Annotated in this window: 12 protein-coding genes; 1 reads left to right on the plus strand and 11 read right to left on the minus strand. The window is 40.3% G+C overall.

The window, feature by feature from the left end; translation table 11 throughout:
* Window positions 1-3,237 (plus strand): Ig-like domain-containing protein (locus F6K40_RS10825; RefSeq protein WP_293135340.1); only part of this gene is annotated, 3,237 nt, incomplete at its 5' end.
* A gap of 523 nt (window positions 3,238-3,760) precedes the next feature.
* On the opposite strand, the gene F6K40_RS10830 is transcribed toward F6K40_RS10825, so the two are convergent.
* The 11 genes from F6K40_RS10830 to F6K40_RS10880 all read right to left on the minus strand — a co-directional run bounded on the left by F6K40_RS10830 (window position 3,761) and on the right by F6K40_RS10880 (window position 20,507).
* Window positions 3,761-4,282, minus strand: coding sequence for a hypothetical protein (locus F6K40_RS10830; protein ID WP_293135343.1), 522 nt, complete (start codon window positions 4,280-4,282; stop codon window positions 3,761-3,763).
* A 623-nt stretch (window positions 4,283-4,905) separates the two neighbouring features.
* Window positions 4,906-5,484 carry a PEP-CTERM sorting domain-containing protein gene (locus F6K40_RS10835; protein WP_293135346.1) on the minus strand — a complete coding sequence of 193 codons (579 nt, stop codon included), beginning with the start codon at window positions 5,482-5,484 and terminating at the stop codon, window positions 4,906-4,908.
* 145 nt (window positions 5,485-5,629) lie between these two features.
* Window positions 5,630-7,999, minus strand: a complete 2,370-nt coding sequence (locus F6K40_RS10840) for a putative Ig domain-containing protein (protein WP_293135349.1) — start codon at window positions 7,997-7,999, stop codon at window positions 5,630-5,632.
* Window positions 7,963-8,331 (minus strand): DUF4347 domain-containing protein, encoded by a 369-nt coding sequence (locus F6K40_RS10845; RefSeq protein ID WP_293135352.1) that lies wholly within the window; start codon window positions 8,329-8,331, stop codon window positions 7,963-7,965. Before F6K40_RS10845 ends, F6K40_RS10840 begins: the two co-directional genes overlap by 37 nt.
* A gap of 908 nt (window positions 8,332-9,239) precedes the next feature.
* Window positions 9,240-11,975 (minus strand): valine--tRNA ligase, encoded by a 2,736-nt coding sequence (locus F6K40_RS10850; RefSeq protein WP_293135354.1) that lies wholly within the window; start codon window positions 11,973-11,975, stop codon window positions 9,240-9,242.
* Between the two features lie 170 nt (window positions 11,976-12,145).
* On the minus strand, window positions 12,146-15,676 hold the full coding sequence (locus F6K40_RS10855; RefSeq protein WP_293135357.1) for an O-linked N-acetylglucosamine transferase, SPINDLY family protein: 3,531 nt from the start codon (window positions 15,674-15,676) through the stop codon (window positions 12,146-12,148).
* A gap of 75 nt (window positions 15,677-15,751) precedes the next feature.
* Window positions 15,752-16,702: a class I SAM-dependent methyltransferase gene (locus tag F6K40_RS10860; protein ID WP_293135360.1), complete on the minus strand. Its 951-nt coding sequence runs from the start codon at window positions 16,700-16,702 to the stop codon at window positions 15,752-15,754.
* A 36-nt stretch (window positions 16,703-16,738) separates the two neighbouring features.
* Window positions 16,739-17,800, minus strand: coding sequence for a PseG/SpsG family protein (locus F6K40_RS10865; protein ID WP_293135363.1), 1,062 nt, complete (start codon window positions 17,798-17,800; stop codon window positions 16,739-16,741).
* An 8-nt stretch (window positions 17,801-17,808) separates the two neighbouring features.
* Window positions 17,809-18,543 carry a cytidylyltransferase domain-containing protein gene (locus F6K40_RS10870; RefSeq protein ID WP_293135366.1) on the minus strand — a complete coding sequence of 245 codons (735 nt, stop codon included), beginning with the start codon at window positions 18,541-18,543 and terminating at the stop codon, window positions 17,809-17,811.
* A complete protein-coding gene (locus F6K40_RS10875) occupies window positions 18,525-19,577 on the minus strand; it encodes an N-acetylneuraminate synthase family protein (protein WP_293135369.1) in 1,053 nt (350 codons plus the stop codon). The genes F6K40_RS10870 and F6K40_RS10875 overlap by 19 nt, the downstream gene beginning before the upstream one ends.
* Window positions 19,578-19,604: 27 nt before the next feature.
* Window positions 19,605-20,507: a class I SAM-dependent methyltransferase gene (locus tag F6K40_RS10880; protein WP_293135372.1), complete on the minus strand. Its 903-nt coding sequence runs from the start codon at window positions 20,505-20,507 to the stop codon at window positions 19,605-19,607.
* Window positions 20,508-20,529: the final 22 nt, after the last annotated feature.

Below are 20,529 nucleotides of genomic sequence, written 5' to 3' on the forward strand. Positions count from 1 at the left end.
ACTGTCGCACCGACACCAGAATTAACAGATGACACAGAAACAACCCCACCCAACACCCCAGTTACATTTAGCATCATAGACAACGATGAAAACATCGACCCGGCAACTATCGACCTAGACCCAGAAACCGAAGGAATACAGACAACAATCACAGTCCCAGGAGAAGGAACATTTACCGTAGATGATGAAGGGAACGTCACCTTCACCCCAGAAGAAGGGTTTGAAGGAGAAGCAACCATTCCTTATGCTGCCGATGACAACGATGGCAACCCCTTAGAACCAGCTGATATTTCTGTGACTGTCGCACCGACACCAGAATTAATAGATGACACAGAAACCACCCCAATCAACACCCCAGTCACATTCAGCATTGTTGAGAACGATGAAAGTATCGACCCCACGACTATTGACCTAGACCCAGAAATAGACGGGATACAGAATACCATAGTCCGCCGTCAAGGTACATTTAGCGTAGATGATGAAGGCAATGTCACCTTTACCCCAGTGGACGGTTTTGATGGCACAGTTTCCATTCCTTATGTTGCTAATGACACGGACGGCAACCTTTTGGAAGCTGCTGACATTTCTGTCAGTATAACAGGTTCTTCAACCGATGACACAGAAACCACCCCCTTCAATACCCCAGTCACATTCAATATCACCGAAAATGATGCTCTCATCGACCCTACTACCATTGACCTTGATCCAGAAACACAAGGAATACAGAATACCATCACCGTACCAGACCAAGGTACATTTAGCGTAGATGATGAAGGCAATGTCACCTTTACACCAGTGGACGGTTTTGTGGGTGAGGCATCTATTCCTTATGTTGGTAATGATACCAACGGCAACCCCTTGTCAGCAGCCAACATTTCTGTAAATGTGGCTCCCACACCTGTATTAACAGATGACACAGTAACCACCACCCCCAACACCCCAGTTACATTCAGCATTATTGGCAACGATGTAGGTATTGATGCTACTAGCATCGACCTGAACACCAGCACACCAGAAATACAGAACAACATCACAGTCCCTGGTGAAGGCGCGTTTACTGTAGACAATGAAGGCAACGTCACCTTTACCCCAGTGGACGGTTTTGAGGGCACAGTTTCAATTCCTTATGTTGCTAATGACACCGACGGCAACCCCTTAGAACCAGCTGAGATTTCTGTAGAAGTAGCTCCCACACCTGTATTAACAGATGACACAGCAACTACCACCCCTAACACCCCAGTTACATTCAGCATCATCGGCAACGATGTAGGTATTGATGCTACTACCATCGACCTGAACACCAGCACACCAGAAATACAGAACAACATTACAGTCCCTGGTGAAGGCGCGTTTAGCGTAGACGACGAAGGCAATGTCACCTTTACCCCAGTGGACGGTTTTGAGGGCACAGTTTCCATTCCTTATGTTGCTAATGACACCGACGGCAATGCCTTAGAACCAGCTGAGATTTCTGTAGAAGTAGCTTCTAACCAAACTCCAGCACCAAATCCAGCACCAAATCCAGCACCAAATCCAGCGCCAGATCCAGCGCCAGATCCAGCGCCAACTCCAGCTCCAACTCCAGATTCAGGAATTATAGAAGACTCTCAAATAGATGATCACCTTTCTTGTCCTCCACCTCCAACCATAGAACTTGTAGATTTACCTGTTGTACCTTCTATAGTTCTTAATACTCGGTTTGACGAGCTTTTATTTGGTACACAAGAGAGCGAAATTATTCAAAGTAGTAGCTTCATTCGACAAGCATCTCAAATAGCTGAAGTAGCGGTAGGTGAAGTAGCAATTGATGGATTGGGAGGTAACGATTTTATAGAAGGTTCTCAAAATACTGACATCATGTTTGGTGGTCTGGGTGAAGACACAATAGAGGGTAATGGTAATAATGACTTTATTAATGGTAAAGAACAAAATGACAATATCAGAGCTGGATCAGGTCGCGATATAGCTCGTGGAGGTAAGGATGACGATGAAATGTATGGTGACCTCGGCAGCGATATTCTATTAGGCGATCAAGGTAACGATATCTTATTTGGTGGTACTGAGGGCAATGACCTAGATATCACAGGCAGTGATACGATAAACGGTAGCAGGGGTAACGACACCCTATATGGGAACCGCCACCATGACATGCTTCTGGGCGGTAAGGATGAGGATATAATCTATGCAGGTAAAGGTGATGATATTGTCTTCGGACAACAAGGCGACGATATGATCTTCGGAGAAGATGGGGATGACGAAATTGTTGGCGACCCTAATTCAAGTGCATCAGAAGAGGAAATTGGAGCAGATACTGTTCATGGTGGTCTCGGTAACGATATTATAGAAGGTAGTCGTGGAGACGATATACTGAACGGAGGTGAAGAAAACGATTTCATCTTAGGTGGTAAGGATAATGATTTAATCCTTGGTGACGAAGGAGACGATACTCTTTTAGGTCAAGAGGGAGATGACAGTATTTTTGGTGGCAACAATAGTGTTATTGATCCTGATGTATTCGGAGAAGACTTCATTGAAGGTGGTGCCGGAAATGACTTCCTCAGTGGTAATCATGCTAATGACACTATTATTGGTGGTGAAGGCGATGATACTGAACGAGGTGGTAAAGATGATGACTTAATGTATGGTCGGTTAGGAGACGACCTGATGTTTGGGGATCAAGGCAATGATACCCTATGTGGTTGTGAAGGTAATGATACAATGTATGGTGACAACCCCGAACTTGTGGCACCATTGGGAACAGAAGAGCACCGAGACGTGTTATATGGTGGTATAGGAGACGACCTAATGTTTGGTAACCAAGGTCAGGATACATTGTATGGAGAGGAAGGTAATGATACTTTGTCTGGAGGTGAGGATAATGATACCTTGTTTGGTTTCTTAGGAAATGACTCTCTCATTGGAGACGGAGGTGACGACTTCTTGTATGGAGGGGAAGGTGATGATACTTTGTCTGGAGGTAGTGGTAGCGATCGCTTCTTCCTTGAACTTGAGGAAGGAGACGAAGGAGCGGATATTATTACTGACTTCGATATTAATGAAGACTTCCTGGTATCGGGTAATGGACTACCTATCAATCCACAAAGTTTGACTATTGAGACTGTTGATAGCAATATTTCAATCTTCTGGAATGACCAACTTTTAGTCACTTTAGAAAATATATCTGCAACCTCAGAGCAAATAGCAAGTCGGTTCACTACTCTTAGTGATTCCATCTAATTAGGGAATAGGGAATAGGGAATAGGGAATAGGTTTTTTCATCCTATTCCCTAAAGTGTTATGAGAAACCGGGTTTGTGGGAGATAGATGTTAGTATGATGGGGAATTAAAACAAACCCGGTTTCTACGCTTTTTTATGAGGAAATATCTACTATATTTAAGGTTTTTCCTTCTCCCTTTTTCCTTCTCCCTTTTTCCTTCCCCCTTCTTCTTTCTGCCTGTAATTTGACTTTAGCTGAAGAATCCCTATTTTTCCCGTAAGGGCAACGTCGGGAGTATGTCAAAACAGTCTGCTTTTGCTAACTTGGGCAGTAATATCATGTTCGGATAATCACTTATAAAAAAATCTTTTCCCTTTCAACCTTTCTTTTCCTTCTGCCTTCTGCCTTCTGCCTTCTGCCTTCCTTCCTCCTAAGTGTAAGTATTCAACCGAACATGATATAATTGGAGTTTTTTAGCAATTACTAAAAACTAAAATTTGTAAGGTGCGCAACGCGCACCTTACTTCATTATTGATTTGCCCCTACATTGATTGTTTCTTTTTCACGATCCATCCCCAGAAAGGAAGAGAAAACAAACCAATTAACATTCCCGGTTCTGGCACTTTTTTCTTAACTTCGTTCTCTGAAATTTCCCGAAACTCGCGACTGAGAATTTCCCCAGACCAACCAACATTTTTAGCCTCAGCTCCGGGAAGGACTGCCTGCAAGACTTCCTCGCTTTCCCAATAGGAATTAGAAAAGGCGATCGCTTCTCCAGCTAAAACTCCATTAACTCCGTCTTCGTTGGCTGCCCAAAACCAGAAGTCTTCTCCCAAAATATCCCAGTCTAAAAAGGAACCGTCGGTCACTTCATAGCGCGTCCAATCTTCATCGACTATCCCAGAAGTATCGTCGTAACTAAAAAAACCGGTGCTGGTTTCACCGCTTTCCAATCGATAGTCCAAATCGTATCTCATCGTAGCGGCATTGGCAGCATTTGTTATGCAAAAAAGTAGGGCGTAACTGGTAGTAAAAGCTCCTATTTTTGCGATGGTTGTTTTCATGTTTTTTGTCCTTAATAAAATTATTGGATTTGAGAAACCCGGTTTTTCCAAAAAACCGGATTTCTTGTTTTTCCAAAATCTTTCCGTTGTCCGCAGCGAGGCGGTTGGATTTTGCAGTTAAGTTTTTGGGAAAAGCGTTGAACCAGCCGAAGCAATCTCATAGCTCTTAATGCTTACAGCGCTTTTCAAATCAATGACCTCACGTCACAAGTATAACCCTACGCGCTAGGGAACACTTAACACCAGGACTTACGCAAATTCTTAAACAATACGCTATCTGTAGAGGGCGAATGCCATTCGCCCCTACTAGATATGGTGGTTCTGCGTAAGTCCTGACACTTAACACTTAACAGCAGACTTTTAAAGGCTTTTCCTAGGTCATGCGGAGCAAACAGGATTTAGAAATGTCCGCGCCCTTATAGCAGTTTTCATGCAGGATAGACCACAGTTGTAATCATCGGGGGGCAGTCCGGGAAGATTTGTATTCATTATTAACTAGCCTTTGACTCCTTACTCCTAACTCATTACTCCTTACTCCTAACTCATTACTCCTTGGGGGGGCATAATGACTCAACCAATAATTTAACTCTTACCCACCCCCCCTCGCAATGACAAGATTAGATTTACTTCTTGGATTTAACTTTTTTCAACAACAAACTGCCGCCCAAAATTCCCAATCCAATAATAGTATTAGGTTCTGGAGTTGACTTGTGATTATCATCGTCGCCACCAGCAACGGGATCGCGCCGAGAATAATTAAATTCTCCGGTACCTTCTACATCGCCGATATTGTAGGAGAAAAAGGATTCTTCTACCTCAAAGAAACCGGGGTTAAAAGAAAAGGTATCGTTTGCCAAACTCAACCCTAAAAATTCGCCGTCGAATAACAGGACTTCTGGGAATAAATCGTCATGGGTTTCGGAGGTGTATTTGGTTCCCAAAAAGTCAAATTCAAAGTCATCGAGTTCGATATATTCTTCGCCGACTCCGGTGACTTTCGAGTCTTTATAACTGAAGGAACCGTCAAAGGTTTGATCCAATAAAGGACCGGCGTCGATAGTTAAATCGAAATCGTAATTTGTGGTAGTAGGTTCTTGAACGTCTAACCGGAATTGGGCTTGGGCTTTATTAACATTAATTACACCGCAAGCAAGGGCAAAAGTAGCAGCGCAAATTCCGAGTTTTTGCAATTTGTTAGTCATGTTTTTTTTGTTGTGCTGAATGAATTGTGTCGATCCCCCCCGGCCCCCCTTGAAAAGGGGGGAGGAAGAGGGGGAATGGATCTCCGTACTGTGGAACAGGCATCTTGCCTGTTACCTGTTCCACAGTTATACAGTTAGTTATTGCTTAAAATCCGAAATTGCTGGGGTCGTTCAATGCTTCTTCGGAAACGCCTTCCACGGCGATAAAGGTGCGGGCACGACCGCTGCCATCGGGACCGTCGGGGTCGATGGAAATGGTGGTGGTTCCACCCCGGGAGGCGAATTTGATGTACTCGTCGGCGAGCGCGTTGTCTCCTTCGTAACCGATGGCATCCAGCAGTTCGGTAAGGATAATTTGATCGCTGCCGGGATCGAAGTCGGTTATCCGATCGCCCGCATCTAACAAACTGTTGTAAACGAAGCGATCGCTACCTTCGCCCCCAGTCAAAATATCCCGACCTTGCAAACCGGTAATCGTATCGTCCCCATCGGTGCCGGTCAAAGTATCCCGACGGCGAGTGCCTTCTATCTCTTCCCCGGGGGTGACTTCGATATCCTCACCGATACCGGATTCGATCTGGTCGTCTAAAGCAGAACCGGTGTTTTCGGCGACGACTTGTTCTATCTCTTTTGTGCCTGCGGTAAGTTCCTCCAGGTCGTCGCTGGTTTCGCCCATGGTGATAGTTTGGACTTTGGCAACTTCTTTGCTGATGTCGGCACCGACGTTGCTGGATGCGGCATTGTCGATGCGGTCGTTGCTTTCGGCTACGACATCGGCTACTTCAGCGGCTACGTCGGATACTAAGTTAACCTTAATTTCCGGGTCGATCGCTTTCGCTGCATTGGTTGCATCGTTAATTAACCCTTCTATGGGTTCGGGTGCGGATAAATTCAGGTTGCCCCCTTCTTTGACTTGGTTGGCAATGGCTTTTATTGCTGCCCCAGAGAGTTCGTCGATATCCGCAGAAGATGCTCCATCAAGCAAGTGAGCGATTTGGGTGACGGTGTTTTGCACCTGAATCATGCTGCTGAAGACTTCGGTAGCCCCTGGTTCGTTGGCCTCGGTGGCAGCAACGGGGTCGAGGGTGGCGAGGTCAACTTCCGATGGCAGGGAAAAGGCGTTTTTGACTCGGTTTTGCGCCTGTTGCACCGTGAGTCCTTGTTCCACCAAGTCCGCTGCCACGCTAGTTAACATGGTGACGACCGTGGAATCTGGGGTGGAATAGATGGGGGTTTCCAGGGGCAAACCGGTGGCAGTGTCGGTACCACCGATGATGACGATGCGACCTTCTTCGGGGTCGAATTGGCCATTTTCGTTGGTGTCGAAGATTTCGTAGTCGATATCAAGCTCGAACTCGCCTTTTTCGTTGGTGGTGTCCGATGGCTCGCCGTCGTCGAGTATGCCGTTTTTATTGGCGTCGAAGAATGCGGTGCCGCCTTCGATGTAGTTGTCGATGCCGATGCCGTGACGGTTCTTGTAGATGTGGAACTTGCCACTAACACTCGCCCCAAACCTGTCAGTTGCCGTCACTTTAATCCAGTTGTCCCCAGTCAGCGAGGGATCGATAGTAAAAGTACGAGTGTTGGGGTTGAACTTAATTGTGTTCACTAAAGCTGTGGGTACACCGCGAGAACCACCACGCAACGACTCGGCTTTATAAGTCAGGACGTCGCCCGGATCTGGATCGGTAAAGGTATTCTTATCAAAGGTAAACTTCAAAGTTCGGCGCAACGCAGGGTTTGCAGTCCAGTTACGTCCTTGAGTGTACAGGTGAGTCCCAGTATATTGTGGCGGACGGTTAATACGGTTAATTAAGTTGCCACGCTCTAGCTGGAAAGTGTCTTTAACAGTCTCGCCAAACAGATCCCGTGCTTCTACTTGGAGATTTAATTTGAACCAGTTAGGGTCATTTCCTTTGACATCAAAAGTACGGCTTGCTGGATCGAAAGTAAGCCAGGCTGGTAGTTTTCCGGCTGGAACCGCACGCTTGACATTGTTCCGCTGACTCTCCCCATTCAACACTTTTACCGAGTAAGTCAGGCTATCGCCCGGGTCTGGGTCAGTGAAAGTGTTCTGAGCAAAAGTAAAATCGGAAAAGTTCTTTGCCGAAGTATTACGCTGTCGCCTCAGAGGACTTGTCACCACTGGAGGACGATTCAAGATGCCTCGCTCTAGCTCAAAAGTATCTGTCACTGTTTCGCCAAACTCATCCTCTGCTTTCACTTCGAGATTTAATTTGAACCAGTTCGGCTTATTTCCTTTGACATCAAAAGTACGCTTTTCCGGATCGAAAGTCAGCCAAGCTGGTAGGTTTCCGCGAGGAACCGCACGCTGCGCACCTTCCTGTTGAGTCCGCCCATTCAACACCCTTACCGAGTAAGTCAGCCGATCGCCCGGGTCTGGGTCAGTGAAAGTATTCTTAGCAAAAGTAAAATCGGAAAAATTCCGTGCCGAAGAATCAGGGATGGGATTGCTAACTACTGGAGCTTCGTTAACATCAATCTCTTGAGCCAACGCCAGCATATTAACCCGCTTGAAGTTGTCTCCGGTATTAGTAACATTATCATCCTCACGGTCCCACCTAAAGAGATACTTCCGGGAACGCCGTGACCGACTAGATGCAAGCTAGAAATCTTACTCTTGACTATAGCCTCGGTAATTTGAGCGATGCTATCTCGTTGCGGATTGAGAACTAGCACCTTTGCGCCGGCACGAACTCCCACCTCTAATGTAGATATTGCTTCGACATCGGGAGCGATCGCCACTAACATACCCTCTCCCGTAGCTTTTGGGAGGCGATCGTCGAGTTTTAAGGAACTACTCAATCGGCCATCTTGGTTTTTCATTTTGAAGACTCCGTTGGGATGAATATTGAATAATTTCATAACTAAATTATGTCCGGTTGAATAGTAAATAACCGATCTCGCTCCCTGGAAGGGAAGTCAGGAGTCAACCCACCCCTAACCCCTCCCTGGAGGAGATAATTATCCGGACTTTATATAAGACTTACGCAGAACCACTATATAGCAGAACCACTATATATAGTAAGGGCGAATGCCATTCGCCCCTACAAGTGGTGTATAATTTCGTATTTTGCGTAAGTCCTGTATAAGACTTACGCAAATTCTGAAATAATACCCTATCTCCAGAGGGAAAATGCTACTTTTCCCTGCGAAATAGGATAGTTCTGCGAAAGTTATGTAAATCAAAGAATTGTTCTTTTCTTTGTCATTTTTAATCATAGGGTAGGAATAGAGAAAAATGTTGTCGAAGATCGACAACTTTTATTGACAAGGCTGAAAAGCACTCATAGCAATATATTCAGCTTCAATTTTCCTGGCATCGACAAAACAACTTTTTCACATTGTCGATCTTCGACAAATTTAATTATCGGGATGGTGTAAGATTGAGTGCCATTATATAAATTATGATCGCTATGGGGATCGTTAGGTTTACCTCATCAATATGTAATATTGTCAATAGTAGAATCTTAAAAAAAAAGTATTTTTCCACTTTGTCGATCTTCAACAACTTTACAGCGGTTTTCATTTGGGTAGACCACACTGTAGGGGCGAATCGCGATTCGCCCCTACAGGGTTTTTGTTATGACGATGTGGTTTATTAATAATTATTTAATTGTTTAATTGTTTAATTGTTTCGGTAAGTCTAGACAATTTATTTAGTTCTCTTTTTTAAACCCAGAAACCCGGTTTCTCGTAGAAACCGGGTTTCTTTGCGTAAGTCCTATATGTTTTTAATTAGACTTTAAATTATTCAGGCGATCGCGCAAAATTTCTGCCTGCTTTTCTGCCTCTGCCAAATTATTTCTAGTTTCCTCAACAAATTTAGGGTCTGCCTTCTCCACAAAACCAGGTTTACTTAACCTTTTAGAAGTAGATAAAATTTCTTTTTCCAACTTCCCTAATTTCTTCTCTAGTCGAGCTGATAAAGCTTCAATATCTACTACTCCTGATAATGAAATTAAAACTTGTACAGTCCCAGTAACACCAGCAATAGTTTGACCGATTTTTTCATCAAGTTTAGAAGTAATATCCAACTTTTCAATCTTAACTAAATCCTGAATATAATTCTCTCCTTTTTTCAAAATTTCCCGTTCTTTTTCATTCTCACTCTGCAAAATTGCCGTAATTTTTACCTTTGGTTTAATATCAACCTCTGAACGTAAATTTCTCAGTGTCCGAATTACTCCAATTAATAACTCAAACTCCCCTTCTAAATCGGAATTAATTAAAGACTTATCCAACTTTGGATAAGACTCCAAAGCCAAACATTTTTCTTCTCCAACCTGATTCAAAGTATGCCAAATCTCCTCAGTAATATGAGGCATAAAAGGATGTAATAATCTCAAAATTCCATCCAAAACATAAGCCAAAGTTTGCTGTGCTACTAACTTAGAATTTTCATCCTCACCCTGCAAACGAGACTTAACTAATTCCAGATACCAATCACAAAAATCTCCCCAAATAAATTCATAAATACCCTTTGCAGCTTCTCCCAAACCATAACTATCTAAATAATCGCAAGTTTGCTGCACAGTCCGATAGAAACGAGACAAAATCCAACGGTCAACTAACTCTAATTTATCCGCCTCTGGTTCACCTAATTCTTGAGGAGTTTTACCCTCTAATTTCATCATTACAAATCGGGCAGCATTCCAAATTTTATTAGTAAAATTTCGAGAAGCTTCTACCGATGCCGACTCATCAGTTTCCCGATTATAATCCATCCTCACATCTTGTCCTGCTCCAGCAGTTTCTCGCATCAAAGTATAACGCAAAGCATCAGTTCCATACTTTTCAATTAACAACAAAGGGTTAATACCATTACCAGTAGATTTAGATTGCTTTTTACCATTTTCATCTAACATTAAACCGTGAATATAAACAGTTTCAAACGGCATTTTTCCAGTCAAATGTACTCCCATCATTGTCATTCTAGCAACCCAGAAAAAGATGATATCAAAACCAGTAGAAAGAGTGCTAGTAGGATAATATTTTGCTAAGTCGGGAGTATTTTCCGGCCAACCCAATGTGGAAAACGGCCATAAACCAGATGAAAACCAAGTATCAAGCACATCTGGATCTTGTTGAATTTTCACATCATCGCCAAATTTTGCCTTTGCTTGCTCCAATGCTTCCGCCTCCGAGCGAGCAACAACAAAAGGAGTATTATCGACAATTTCTCCATTAGTTTCGCTGACAGCATACCACGCCGGAATTTGATGACCCCACCACAGTTGCCGAGAAATACACCAGTCTTGAATTTTTACCAACCAGTCGCGATAAACTTTCGTCCAACGTTCCGGAACAAATTTCGGTTCGTTGTGTTGATCCAATAATTCCAATGTTTTCTCTGCCAAAGGTTCAATTTTGACAAACCACTGAGTTGAAAGCAGAGGTTCAACAGGTACTTTGCCGCGATCGCTATAGGGAACACTATGACTATATTCTTCTATTTTGACTAAAACGCCCTCTTCTTTTAACCGTTTGACAACATTTTTCCGTGCCTCAAAACGATCTTGCCCGACAAACTCCCCAGCATTTTCATTCAAACTGCCATCCTTATTCATAATATTAATGAATGGCAAATTGTGACGCTTACCCATTTCAAAATCATTAGGATCGTGAGCAGGAGTCACTTTCACACAACCAGTACCAAACTCAGGATCAACCAACTCATCAGCAACAATAGGTATTTCCCGTTCCATTATTGGTAGAGTCAGAGTTTTGCCAATCAGATTTTTGTAGCGATCGTCATTGGGGTTAACAGCGACACCAGTATCCCCCAACATTGTTTCCGGGCGAGTAGTAGCAACTTCCACATAACCACTACCATCAGTGAGGGGATAACGAAAATGCCAGAGGTTGCCCTGAACTTCTTTTTTTTCTACTTCCACGTCAGAAACAGCAGACTGACTAGCAGGACACCAGTTAACCAAATAATTACCGCGATAGATGAGACCCTGTTCGTAGAGACGCATGAATGCTTCGATGACAGCTTTTGATAAACCTTCATCCAGGGTAAAACGTTCCCGTGTCCAGTCTGTAGAAACTCCCAGGCGACGCAGTTGATTAACAATAGTGCCACCAGACTCCGCTTTCCATTCCCAAGCACGTTCCAAGAATTTTTCCCGCCCAATATCGTAACGAGTTTTCCCCTCTTCTTTAAGTTTTCGTTCCAGAATAGTTTGAACAGCAATACTAGCATGATCAGTACCTGGCAGATACAGAGTGTTGTCGCCACGCATCCGATGGTAACGGATTAGGGTATCAATGAGAGAATTATTGAAAGCGTGGCCTGCATGGAGACTACCTGTAACATTTGGCGGGGGAATGACGATACAGTAGGGGTTGCCTAATTGGTTAGGATCTGCTTTGAAAGTATTATTTTCTTCCCAATACTTTTGCCACTTAGCTTCCGTGGTAAAAGGGTCATATTTCGTTGGTAGTTCTGGTATAGTCGTTGTCATTTCACTTATCAGTTATTACTTATCAGTACCTCTGGCAGAAACCAGAGAAGGGTACTATTATAATACGAAAGGCGCATAAAGTAAAAGAGATTCCAGTGGTATTTGCACTTTTAATATCCCATCGGAATCTATGTGAGCTTTTAATTTATATACTTTGCCCAATTAACCTGCTATTCTTTAGTCTGAGAACTATGGATTTTTTCTAGCAAGCGATCTAGTTCAATTACAGGAATATTTTCTACTTTGAGTTGAGTTATCACTTCCTCATTCTCATTATCCAATTTAATCCTACCCTGCAAGTGAGGCATTAAAGTTGACCACTGTATTTGACTCAACTCAGTAACTAAAACAATTTCTGGTCCCTCATCTACCTCTAATTCTTCCTCCATCATTAAATTCATTACCACGCTAGATATTGCCATATCTGCATCCTCCTCATCTATATTATTAATATCTATCAGCAAAGTCATTTGACTTTTATCGGGGTGATTTCCACTTGCTCTAATAACATTTGCTAAATCTTGGTAAAGTAAATCCTCTGACTGATTCCAATCTGGAAAAATAATCAGATTAATATCTCTCAACCGCAAACTTTTTCTCAGAGTATCTAATAAATGATTTTGAAAGAGTCTTTGAAATAGATGAGATATTTCCTCAGAGAAAGTACGAGAATCAATAAATCTATGTTTACTTCCCATTTTTTGCTGAATTTGAACACATTTTTCTTCTCTAAATTCCCGGTTTTTACCCAGATTAATAGCTAATTGAATATAATCCTCTTCATTATTAGTAATTAGATCGGTTATTTGAAGTTCTCGCAACAGAGAAGCTCCCTTCTGAGAACGAGAATATTCGCCTTCCAGTGCAACTATTGGTAAACCCACTTGCAATGGATCAATCAAAGAAGTCATACCAGAATAAGGATAAGAATCTAGATAAATATCAGCTATTTTTAAACGTTCTTGAACATCAGCTCGATTTGGTGCAGCTTCAAGAATTATTAATCTTTCTTCTCTAATATTATGTTTAGCAAAAGTGCTTGTTATTCGTCTCCTAAAAATATTAACTGGATAAGAGGGAGACCAATTTGGATTAAAAGGATAAAGCACCAATATAGAATTAGGAACATTAGCAATTATTTTCGCCCAAGTTGCTTCTACTTCTGGAATAATTTTGTAATAATTAGCACCTGAAATATAAACTACTGAATTTTCATCAATACCAAAATTTTCACGATTGATTTTAATTGTAGGTAAGATTTTTTCTTCAGTGCCAAAATCAAAACATTGAGGAGGGGAATCTAATTTAATTAGTGTTTCAGTATAATGTTGCTCGGCATTATTTTTTGGTTCCGATAACTTGCTAGATATGTAGTAATCAATATGACGCATTCCTGTTGTTACAGGAGAATTTGCATCTACTATTTGTATTCTGGCAAGTCGATGTAATGCTAGTAAAGTTACTGGATTAGTTGCTGCCGTTACATTAGTAGAAATGAATAAAATGTCTAGTTCAGCTTGCCGAATTTTTTCTACTTGTTCCGACAGATTATCTGGTAATTGAATCATGCCATCTGCATGACCTGCACAATACCGTTCTATGCGATGATTAATTGTTTCTAAACTGAAGAGAATTATCTGAAATTTATCTCTGTTCAGATATTTATATATAGGCAAAGTAGCAAAAGTTTCAGATTTTGGTGTAAAGTACCAAGCCAAAATTCCTACTCGAATTTTACTTTGCTTCGATCCTCCCATAGAAAATTCATAATCAATTTCTTGACCTCGACAATTTTTTAAATAAACTTCTATTATTTCAGCTCTTTTTTGGCAAAGTTCTTTAAGAGTTATACTTTGAAAATATAGAGGTATAAAGACTACCGATTTAGTAAATATTGTGGCAACTTTCTGCCATCTCTTAGCACCTGAATTGCTCGTTACATTACGATGAATATAACTAATCCAGTTTTGGAGATATTGGTAATATTTTTCTACATCTCCTATCTCTAGAAAACACTTAGGAATTTTGAGAATAAACTTGAGATAATCAGTTAGGAACCATTCAGGAATATGAGTAATATTGTATGGTAGAGGTAATTCGTGAGAATAACGGTACAACATTATAGCTAATATACATTTAATCCCCTTTATTCCTTCCCATTCTGTAGTAATTTCCGCGCTCAATTCATCTACAAAAATTTTTTCTGACTCTGTATTAGAGATATCTATAAAATTTGATTTTCGCAAAATTTTATATGCAGTAGCAAAATTACTTAAATATACATCTTCCAGTAATTCATCAGGAATATTCAGCAAAAAATCAACTATCTCTTTTCTCGCTTCACGCAATTTTGTTATAATATATTCCTCTGAATCTTCTCCCTTGTACTGCTCTAAAAAGTTGCATAATTGATTTGTAAACTGAGATTGATTGACAGAGATGTTTTCTAGTTGTTTTTGCAACTCAATCTCTCTACCTGAAAGCAAAACATACCGTTGACTATCATTAACTATTAACCCTGACTTATTATTATTAATAAAATTTGTAATTAGCTGCTCAGAATTTTGATGAAATTGTTGATCTATATCATTGTATTGTAAAGTTTCAAAATCTTTTTTTCTAGCTTTAGTAGCTGTTAGTGCTCTCAAATAATCACCAAAAGGTCTTCTTTTATGCAAAGGATGTCGCGAATATAAATATTTACTTGCTAGATTTTTTCCCAATCCAATAATCAACTCACAATCAGATAAATATGCAAGAGAAATACAGCCAGAAGAAGCAGGACTTATAACTTTATTTAATGATAAAAAAGGTACAAATAGTTCTATCAAAACTCTACTAAAAAAGTCAGGAACAAAAGTAGCATTACGACCTGCATTGTATAACTCCTTAACTAAAATATTTGACTGATTATGTCTTTGTCTAGGATGCCCCTTGATGAGAATATTTTCCTCGGGTTGAGTATGTTGAAGAATTAAGGATAAATAACACTCTATTTCATCATCTACTTTCCTCATAAATCCTGCTTCAGTTTCATAAGATGTTAAAGCAAAAGTTATAGAATTTTGTTCAGCAATTGTTGCACAATATTCACTAAGTCCCTTAATTTGTCTTGCTCCGTCATAAACTACCGAGCGATAAAATTCAGCATCAAACATTTTTACCTGACACTTACTAAAAGCATTTTCCACATTTATAGGTACTAAGAATAAATAAGCATCATCTACTTCTATAAACTGCCCAGAAGGATTAAATGGTCTGACACCATAATTGCTACTAAATTTGGTAGCACTTATATCTAATCTACCTAATTCTCCATAACAAGTTTTACGAGCATTAGGATATGTATAGAAAAATATTTCATTGATAAAATGCCAATTTCTCAGAGTATAGATTACATCAACATCCTGATGATTTACGATTTTTTTTAATAAATTAGCTGCATCATCAAAATCAAAGTTATTATCTAAGCAAAATTTTTCATAACCATGCAATATTATTCTGTTTGCAAAATCCCAAATTTGAGATATTTGCAAACAAACATTAGTCATTTGTTGGTTTTCTGTATATCCTCCCATCAATAAAATATCTTCGCAATTTTCTGGATATTCTCCCGATGCTTTTTGATAGCGAAGAACTGCTAAAACATCTAGTAATTGATTGGTGCCTTGGATAACGATTAATCTAACTGTTTTTGACATAAAAATTGAATTACGTAAATATTGACTTTACTCAATTAAATTTGCTTACTCTATATAATTAAGTATATTACAATTTTAGAGTTGTTCATTATTTTCAGTAATTTCCAGATATCTAGTAACCAGCAAAGCTTGATTTTTGAGCAAACAAGCTATATTTTGAACTACTGGAAATAACACCCCCATTTCTTGACAGTAAAATCCATCTTCCACATTTTTTAGTAAAAAATTGCTTGATGGATAAGCAAATTTAAAATCCGGAAAATCAGCGTCTTGAGTAGCGGTAGTAGTTGATTTTTTAGCTAGGATTAAAGCCGCAATATTTAATGGATTTGGGTTAAGATTTTTATCCCAAGGTTCATGGTTAAGTATTTTAAATCCAGTTCGTTCCAAAGCACCTGGTAAATCTTTAATGTAACCATGATGAACCATTCTTTCTCTTTGTTCATCACTACCAAACTCCCAAGATGGTTCTATCAGTAAAACATATTTTCTAGTTACTCTATAGAGTTCTTGACATATAACATCCTCCATCCCTCCATTGGGTTCAATAGCGTGGCGAGTCATAATTAAATCTACAGAGTTTTCTGCCAGGGATATTTGAGTTAAATCAGAGGTAAATAGATGAGGTATTGACAAGTTTTTACCTTCCAAAAACAATTTAGCATACAAAAGCCTGCTTATAGAAATATCAAAAGCAGCAAATTTTATATTTTTGTCTTTGGTGTTTAAAAGTACATCAGCCAAACTTGTTGCTTCTCCCGTACCAGCATCTAAAACTGTACTGGGCGATATTTCTTCTAAAAGCTTGGCGATTTTTTTTCCTGATTGACTATTTATTTCTCTAATAAACTGGGAATTGTTGTAACCTTTGGTATAAGAACCTGCTTGAATATCATAGGATAAGCAAATTTTATCTTGCCGACTTAAATAATCGCAATCTTTTCGATTATTCAGATATTCAATCAGATTAATATTTTGAGAATAAAGAGTTTTGAGTTTGCCTACCAAATTAGCTAGATTTTTCATTATTAATAGTTCATCTTTATTTCATTTTTCAACTCATCAATAAAACAGTTTTTGGGTTGATCGGGTTAAGCAATTTTTGTTGATAAATCGATTGATTTCAATAGCAATCCGATCGGCACCTCTACCATCTACTTTTTTCCATCCACTATAAGCTATCTTACACAACAAATCTTGACTTTCAGTCAGTTTAATTAGTTGATTTGCTGCATTGTCAATTATTCCTAAATTCGCTATAAGTTCGATTGAATCTAGTTTTTCTACATAATACTTCATTGAATCCCAAGTAATTGCTGCACAAGGTCTTCCCAAACACATCGCCTCGTATGAAGTTATTCCTCCAAGAGTAACGATTAAATCGCATTCTAACATAAACTGTGCCAAACAGCTAGGTGATTGAACTAAGTTGATCCATCCCTTGCGATCGCTGATGAGCCTCAATTCATCAATCTGTAATGGATTAAAAGCTGGTCCAATAACAACAGTCACAGAAAAAGATGGCTCTAGTTTTGCACGAGCCAGATTTTGGAGTAGCTTAATACTGAGATTTCCTGGATCTGACCCTCCAAGAGTAATCAGAACTTGCTCGACTTTATTCTTGCGCCAAGGTTGAGCAGGACGTAATCGCAAGACTGACTGACGAATAATTCGATAATCAGCACCAACTAATCCTACTCCCTCAAAAGACTCTGGCAAATCTTTTTCAGACTTAAAAGCATCTCCATCGACTACCATATCGGCAGCAAAACGACCTTTACCGCTGTCATTCAGATGAACAATAACTCGGTATCCTTGATTTTTTGCCTCCGCTATATCCTCAGATTGTAAATTTAAGAGATCGGTTACCAAAACAGAGATTCCTTGGGAGTCACAGAGACGCGATCGCTCTCTAATTGCAGAAGTCCCATCGGAAACTAAAACCACTTCACACTCAGAAGGGCGAAAATGAGCAGCTAATTCGGGACTTGCTTCCCACAGTAATACGACTCTATCCCAACAACCCGTATCAATCAAAGCACTTGCCAAAGTTGCAGTTCGAGATAAGTGACCCACTCCAATACTACCACCACCTGCTGCTTGAATTACTACTGAAAACTTCATTTTAGCCTCTAGTTAAAATTTTGCCATTCGGAATGTGCGTCAAGAACTGCCACAATATCCTTGACACTAGCATATTCTGCCATTTCACCAAGAGCTTCCGCAATTAAGCGAACTCGTTGCAATTCTTCAGCAGTATCTACACTCAGTTTCCAATGTTTGCGCGATAATTCTATCGGGGGAGCAAGGCGAGAAATTTTAAATTTTTCAGGAAATTTATCCACTGTTGGAGTAACGTGTTCTCGATCTTCATCGGTATTTCCCAATAAAAACATTCTTTTAAAAGCTTCGATGCTAAATACCTCTGCATTAAACCCGTTTGGATAGGCAGTTTCATAATACGGTTGACCTTGAATATTACTGTATTCTGCACCATCTTGACGGTTTAGCTCTACCACTGCATCTAGTAAAGCACCATCTACCAAAGGACAATCTCCAGTAACTCGTACAACTAGAAACGCTCCTGTTTTTTCTATCAACTGGTTGTAGCGGGAACGAACATCCTGAGAATATCCACGCACAACCCCAACTTTGCTCTCCACAGATGCTACCAGTGCATCATCTTCCGAATTAGTTGTAGTTAAAATCCAAACTTCATCTATTTTACTTGCTTTTTTGACCCGATCTATTACCCAGTGAATCAAAGGTTTGCTACAAATAGGCATCAAAGACTTGCCAGGAAGACGAGTGGAACCCATACGAGCTTGAATTCCCGCGACAACTTTCTTCATTTGAACATCTCCCATTGCAGCACTGTGTTTTCTGCCAGATCACTAGAGACTTTCATTCCTACAACTACATCCAAAAATTCTGGAGTAATTCCGCCACCAGGGCGGACAATTTTCAGGTCTTCAGGTTGCAACTGATGACCTGCTGTAACTGGATGGCGTAACACTAAAGAACGTACAGAGGTTTTCCGTTCGTGATTTTCGCAAGCAACTACCCGCTTGCGGGGATGTCCTAAAGCTACATAAGCTTCATTGACTCCATTAACTAAACCTTGCAGTTGTTCCATATTCAAACTAAACCAATGATCTGGTCCGAAATCGTCCTGATTTAAGGTAACGTGCTTTTCTATGACTCTCGCACCTAAAGCAACAGCAGCTATGGGTGCTGTAATTCCTAAACTATGATCGGAAAACCCGATTACACATTCAGGATAAAGTGTTGCTAAAGTTGGAATCACCCGCAAATTCATTTCTTCCATTGGCGAGGGATACTGGGAAATGCAGTGCATGATGCACAATTCTTGGCAGCCATTTTCAAATAAGGTGGTGATAGCAGTGTCTGCTTCTGAGAGTGTGCATTTCCCCAGGGATAGTAAAACTGGTTTTCCCGTTCGAGCAATATGACGTAGCATGGGTAAGTGATTGACATCAGAAGCAGCTACTTTGAAACAAGGAACGTCTAACGTCATCAAAAAATCTACCCCATCTTCGCTGAAAGGAGTTGAGAATACTTCTAAACCTAGTTCGCGAGCTAATTGAAATATATCAGCATGAGCTTCGCGGGGTAGAGTTAGACGTTTAAATACCTCTCCAATTCGCTCTTTTTGTTCTTTACCAGGCGGCCCCCAATTAATAAATCGTTGGGAATCGGCGACTAACTCTTCTGCTGTATAAGTTTGGAACTTAACAGCTTTTGCTCCAGTTGCTGCCACTTGACGGAGCATTAATTCTGCTTTTTTAACATCTCCATCGTGATTAGCACCAATTTCTGCAACTACTAAAGGTGCAGCATTATTGCCTACTGGAATTTTCCCAATTACAAAATCAGCCAATTTATCCTCCTTATTTAATAGTTAAACTCATGTACCAATAATCAGACCGAAGTTACGACCCATACCCACCCCTGCTAGAGATTTGCAGAAAGCATAATATTTATCCATACCTGCTTCTGCCATCATTAGTTCTAAGCGGATGCGGGCGCGATGAGCATCTTTTCCTCGTTCTCGGTTTTTATAGTAATTTGATTCTGGATGAAACAGAAATATATCTACTGGAAATGTAGAAAAAACATCTATAACTTTGAAACCCAAAGATTTGACAAATTCCTGACAATTTTCAATATTAAAATAGCTCAAATGAGCTGGCGGACTCCACCAAGTTTCCTCTTCTATTAAACCTAATTCTAAAGCTTTCATTTGTAGAGGACTGTAGTCATTGGGAACGATAAATAATATTGCGCCACCAGGTTTAATAATTTTTTTGATATTTTGCAAAAGTTGTTCCGGATCGATGACGTGTTCAAGTACATTCTGCATTACACAAAAATCGAATGATTTACCAGAACTGAATAGCTCTTCTAGGATTTTGTAAGCATCTCCAAAAGTAACGCGCTCGGCCATGTCTGGGTTAAACCTTGCGATCGCATAACTACTAAAATCAATGCCTTGGACATTCCAACCTCTTTCAGCAGCGCGTGAGAGTAAAAATCCTTCACCACAACCAACCTCTAGAAAGCTAACTTGGGATGGTATTAGATTAGGACAATAATTTTGAAGAGCATAGATAATCAAATCAGAATGTAAATTACGATAGGCAATTTCTTCTCTATCGTAGCTTTGTTCGTAACCCGTTTGCCTAAGAGACTCTTCGTCTTGATAGTATTGTTGCGAATAAAATAGTTGCAACTCTTCCTTAGTTGGCATAGGTTGTACTCGGATGTAACCTAAAGGAGTTTTTACCTTTTTAAAGACAAATTTGTGCATACTTATTTCCCTTGTGTTTATT

The sequence above is a fragment of the Okeania sp. SIO3I5 genome (genome assembly GCF_010672085.1).
GTDB lineage: Bacteria > Cyanobacteriota > Cyanobacteriia > Cyanobacteriales > Microcoleaceae > Trichodesmium.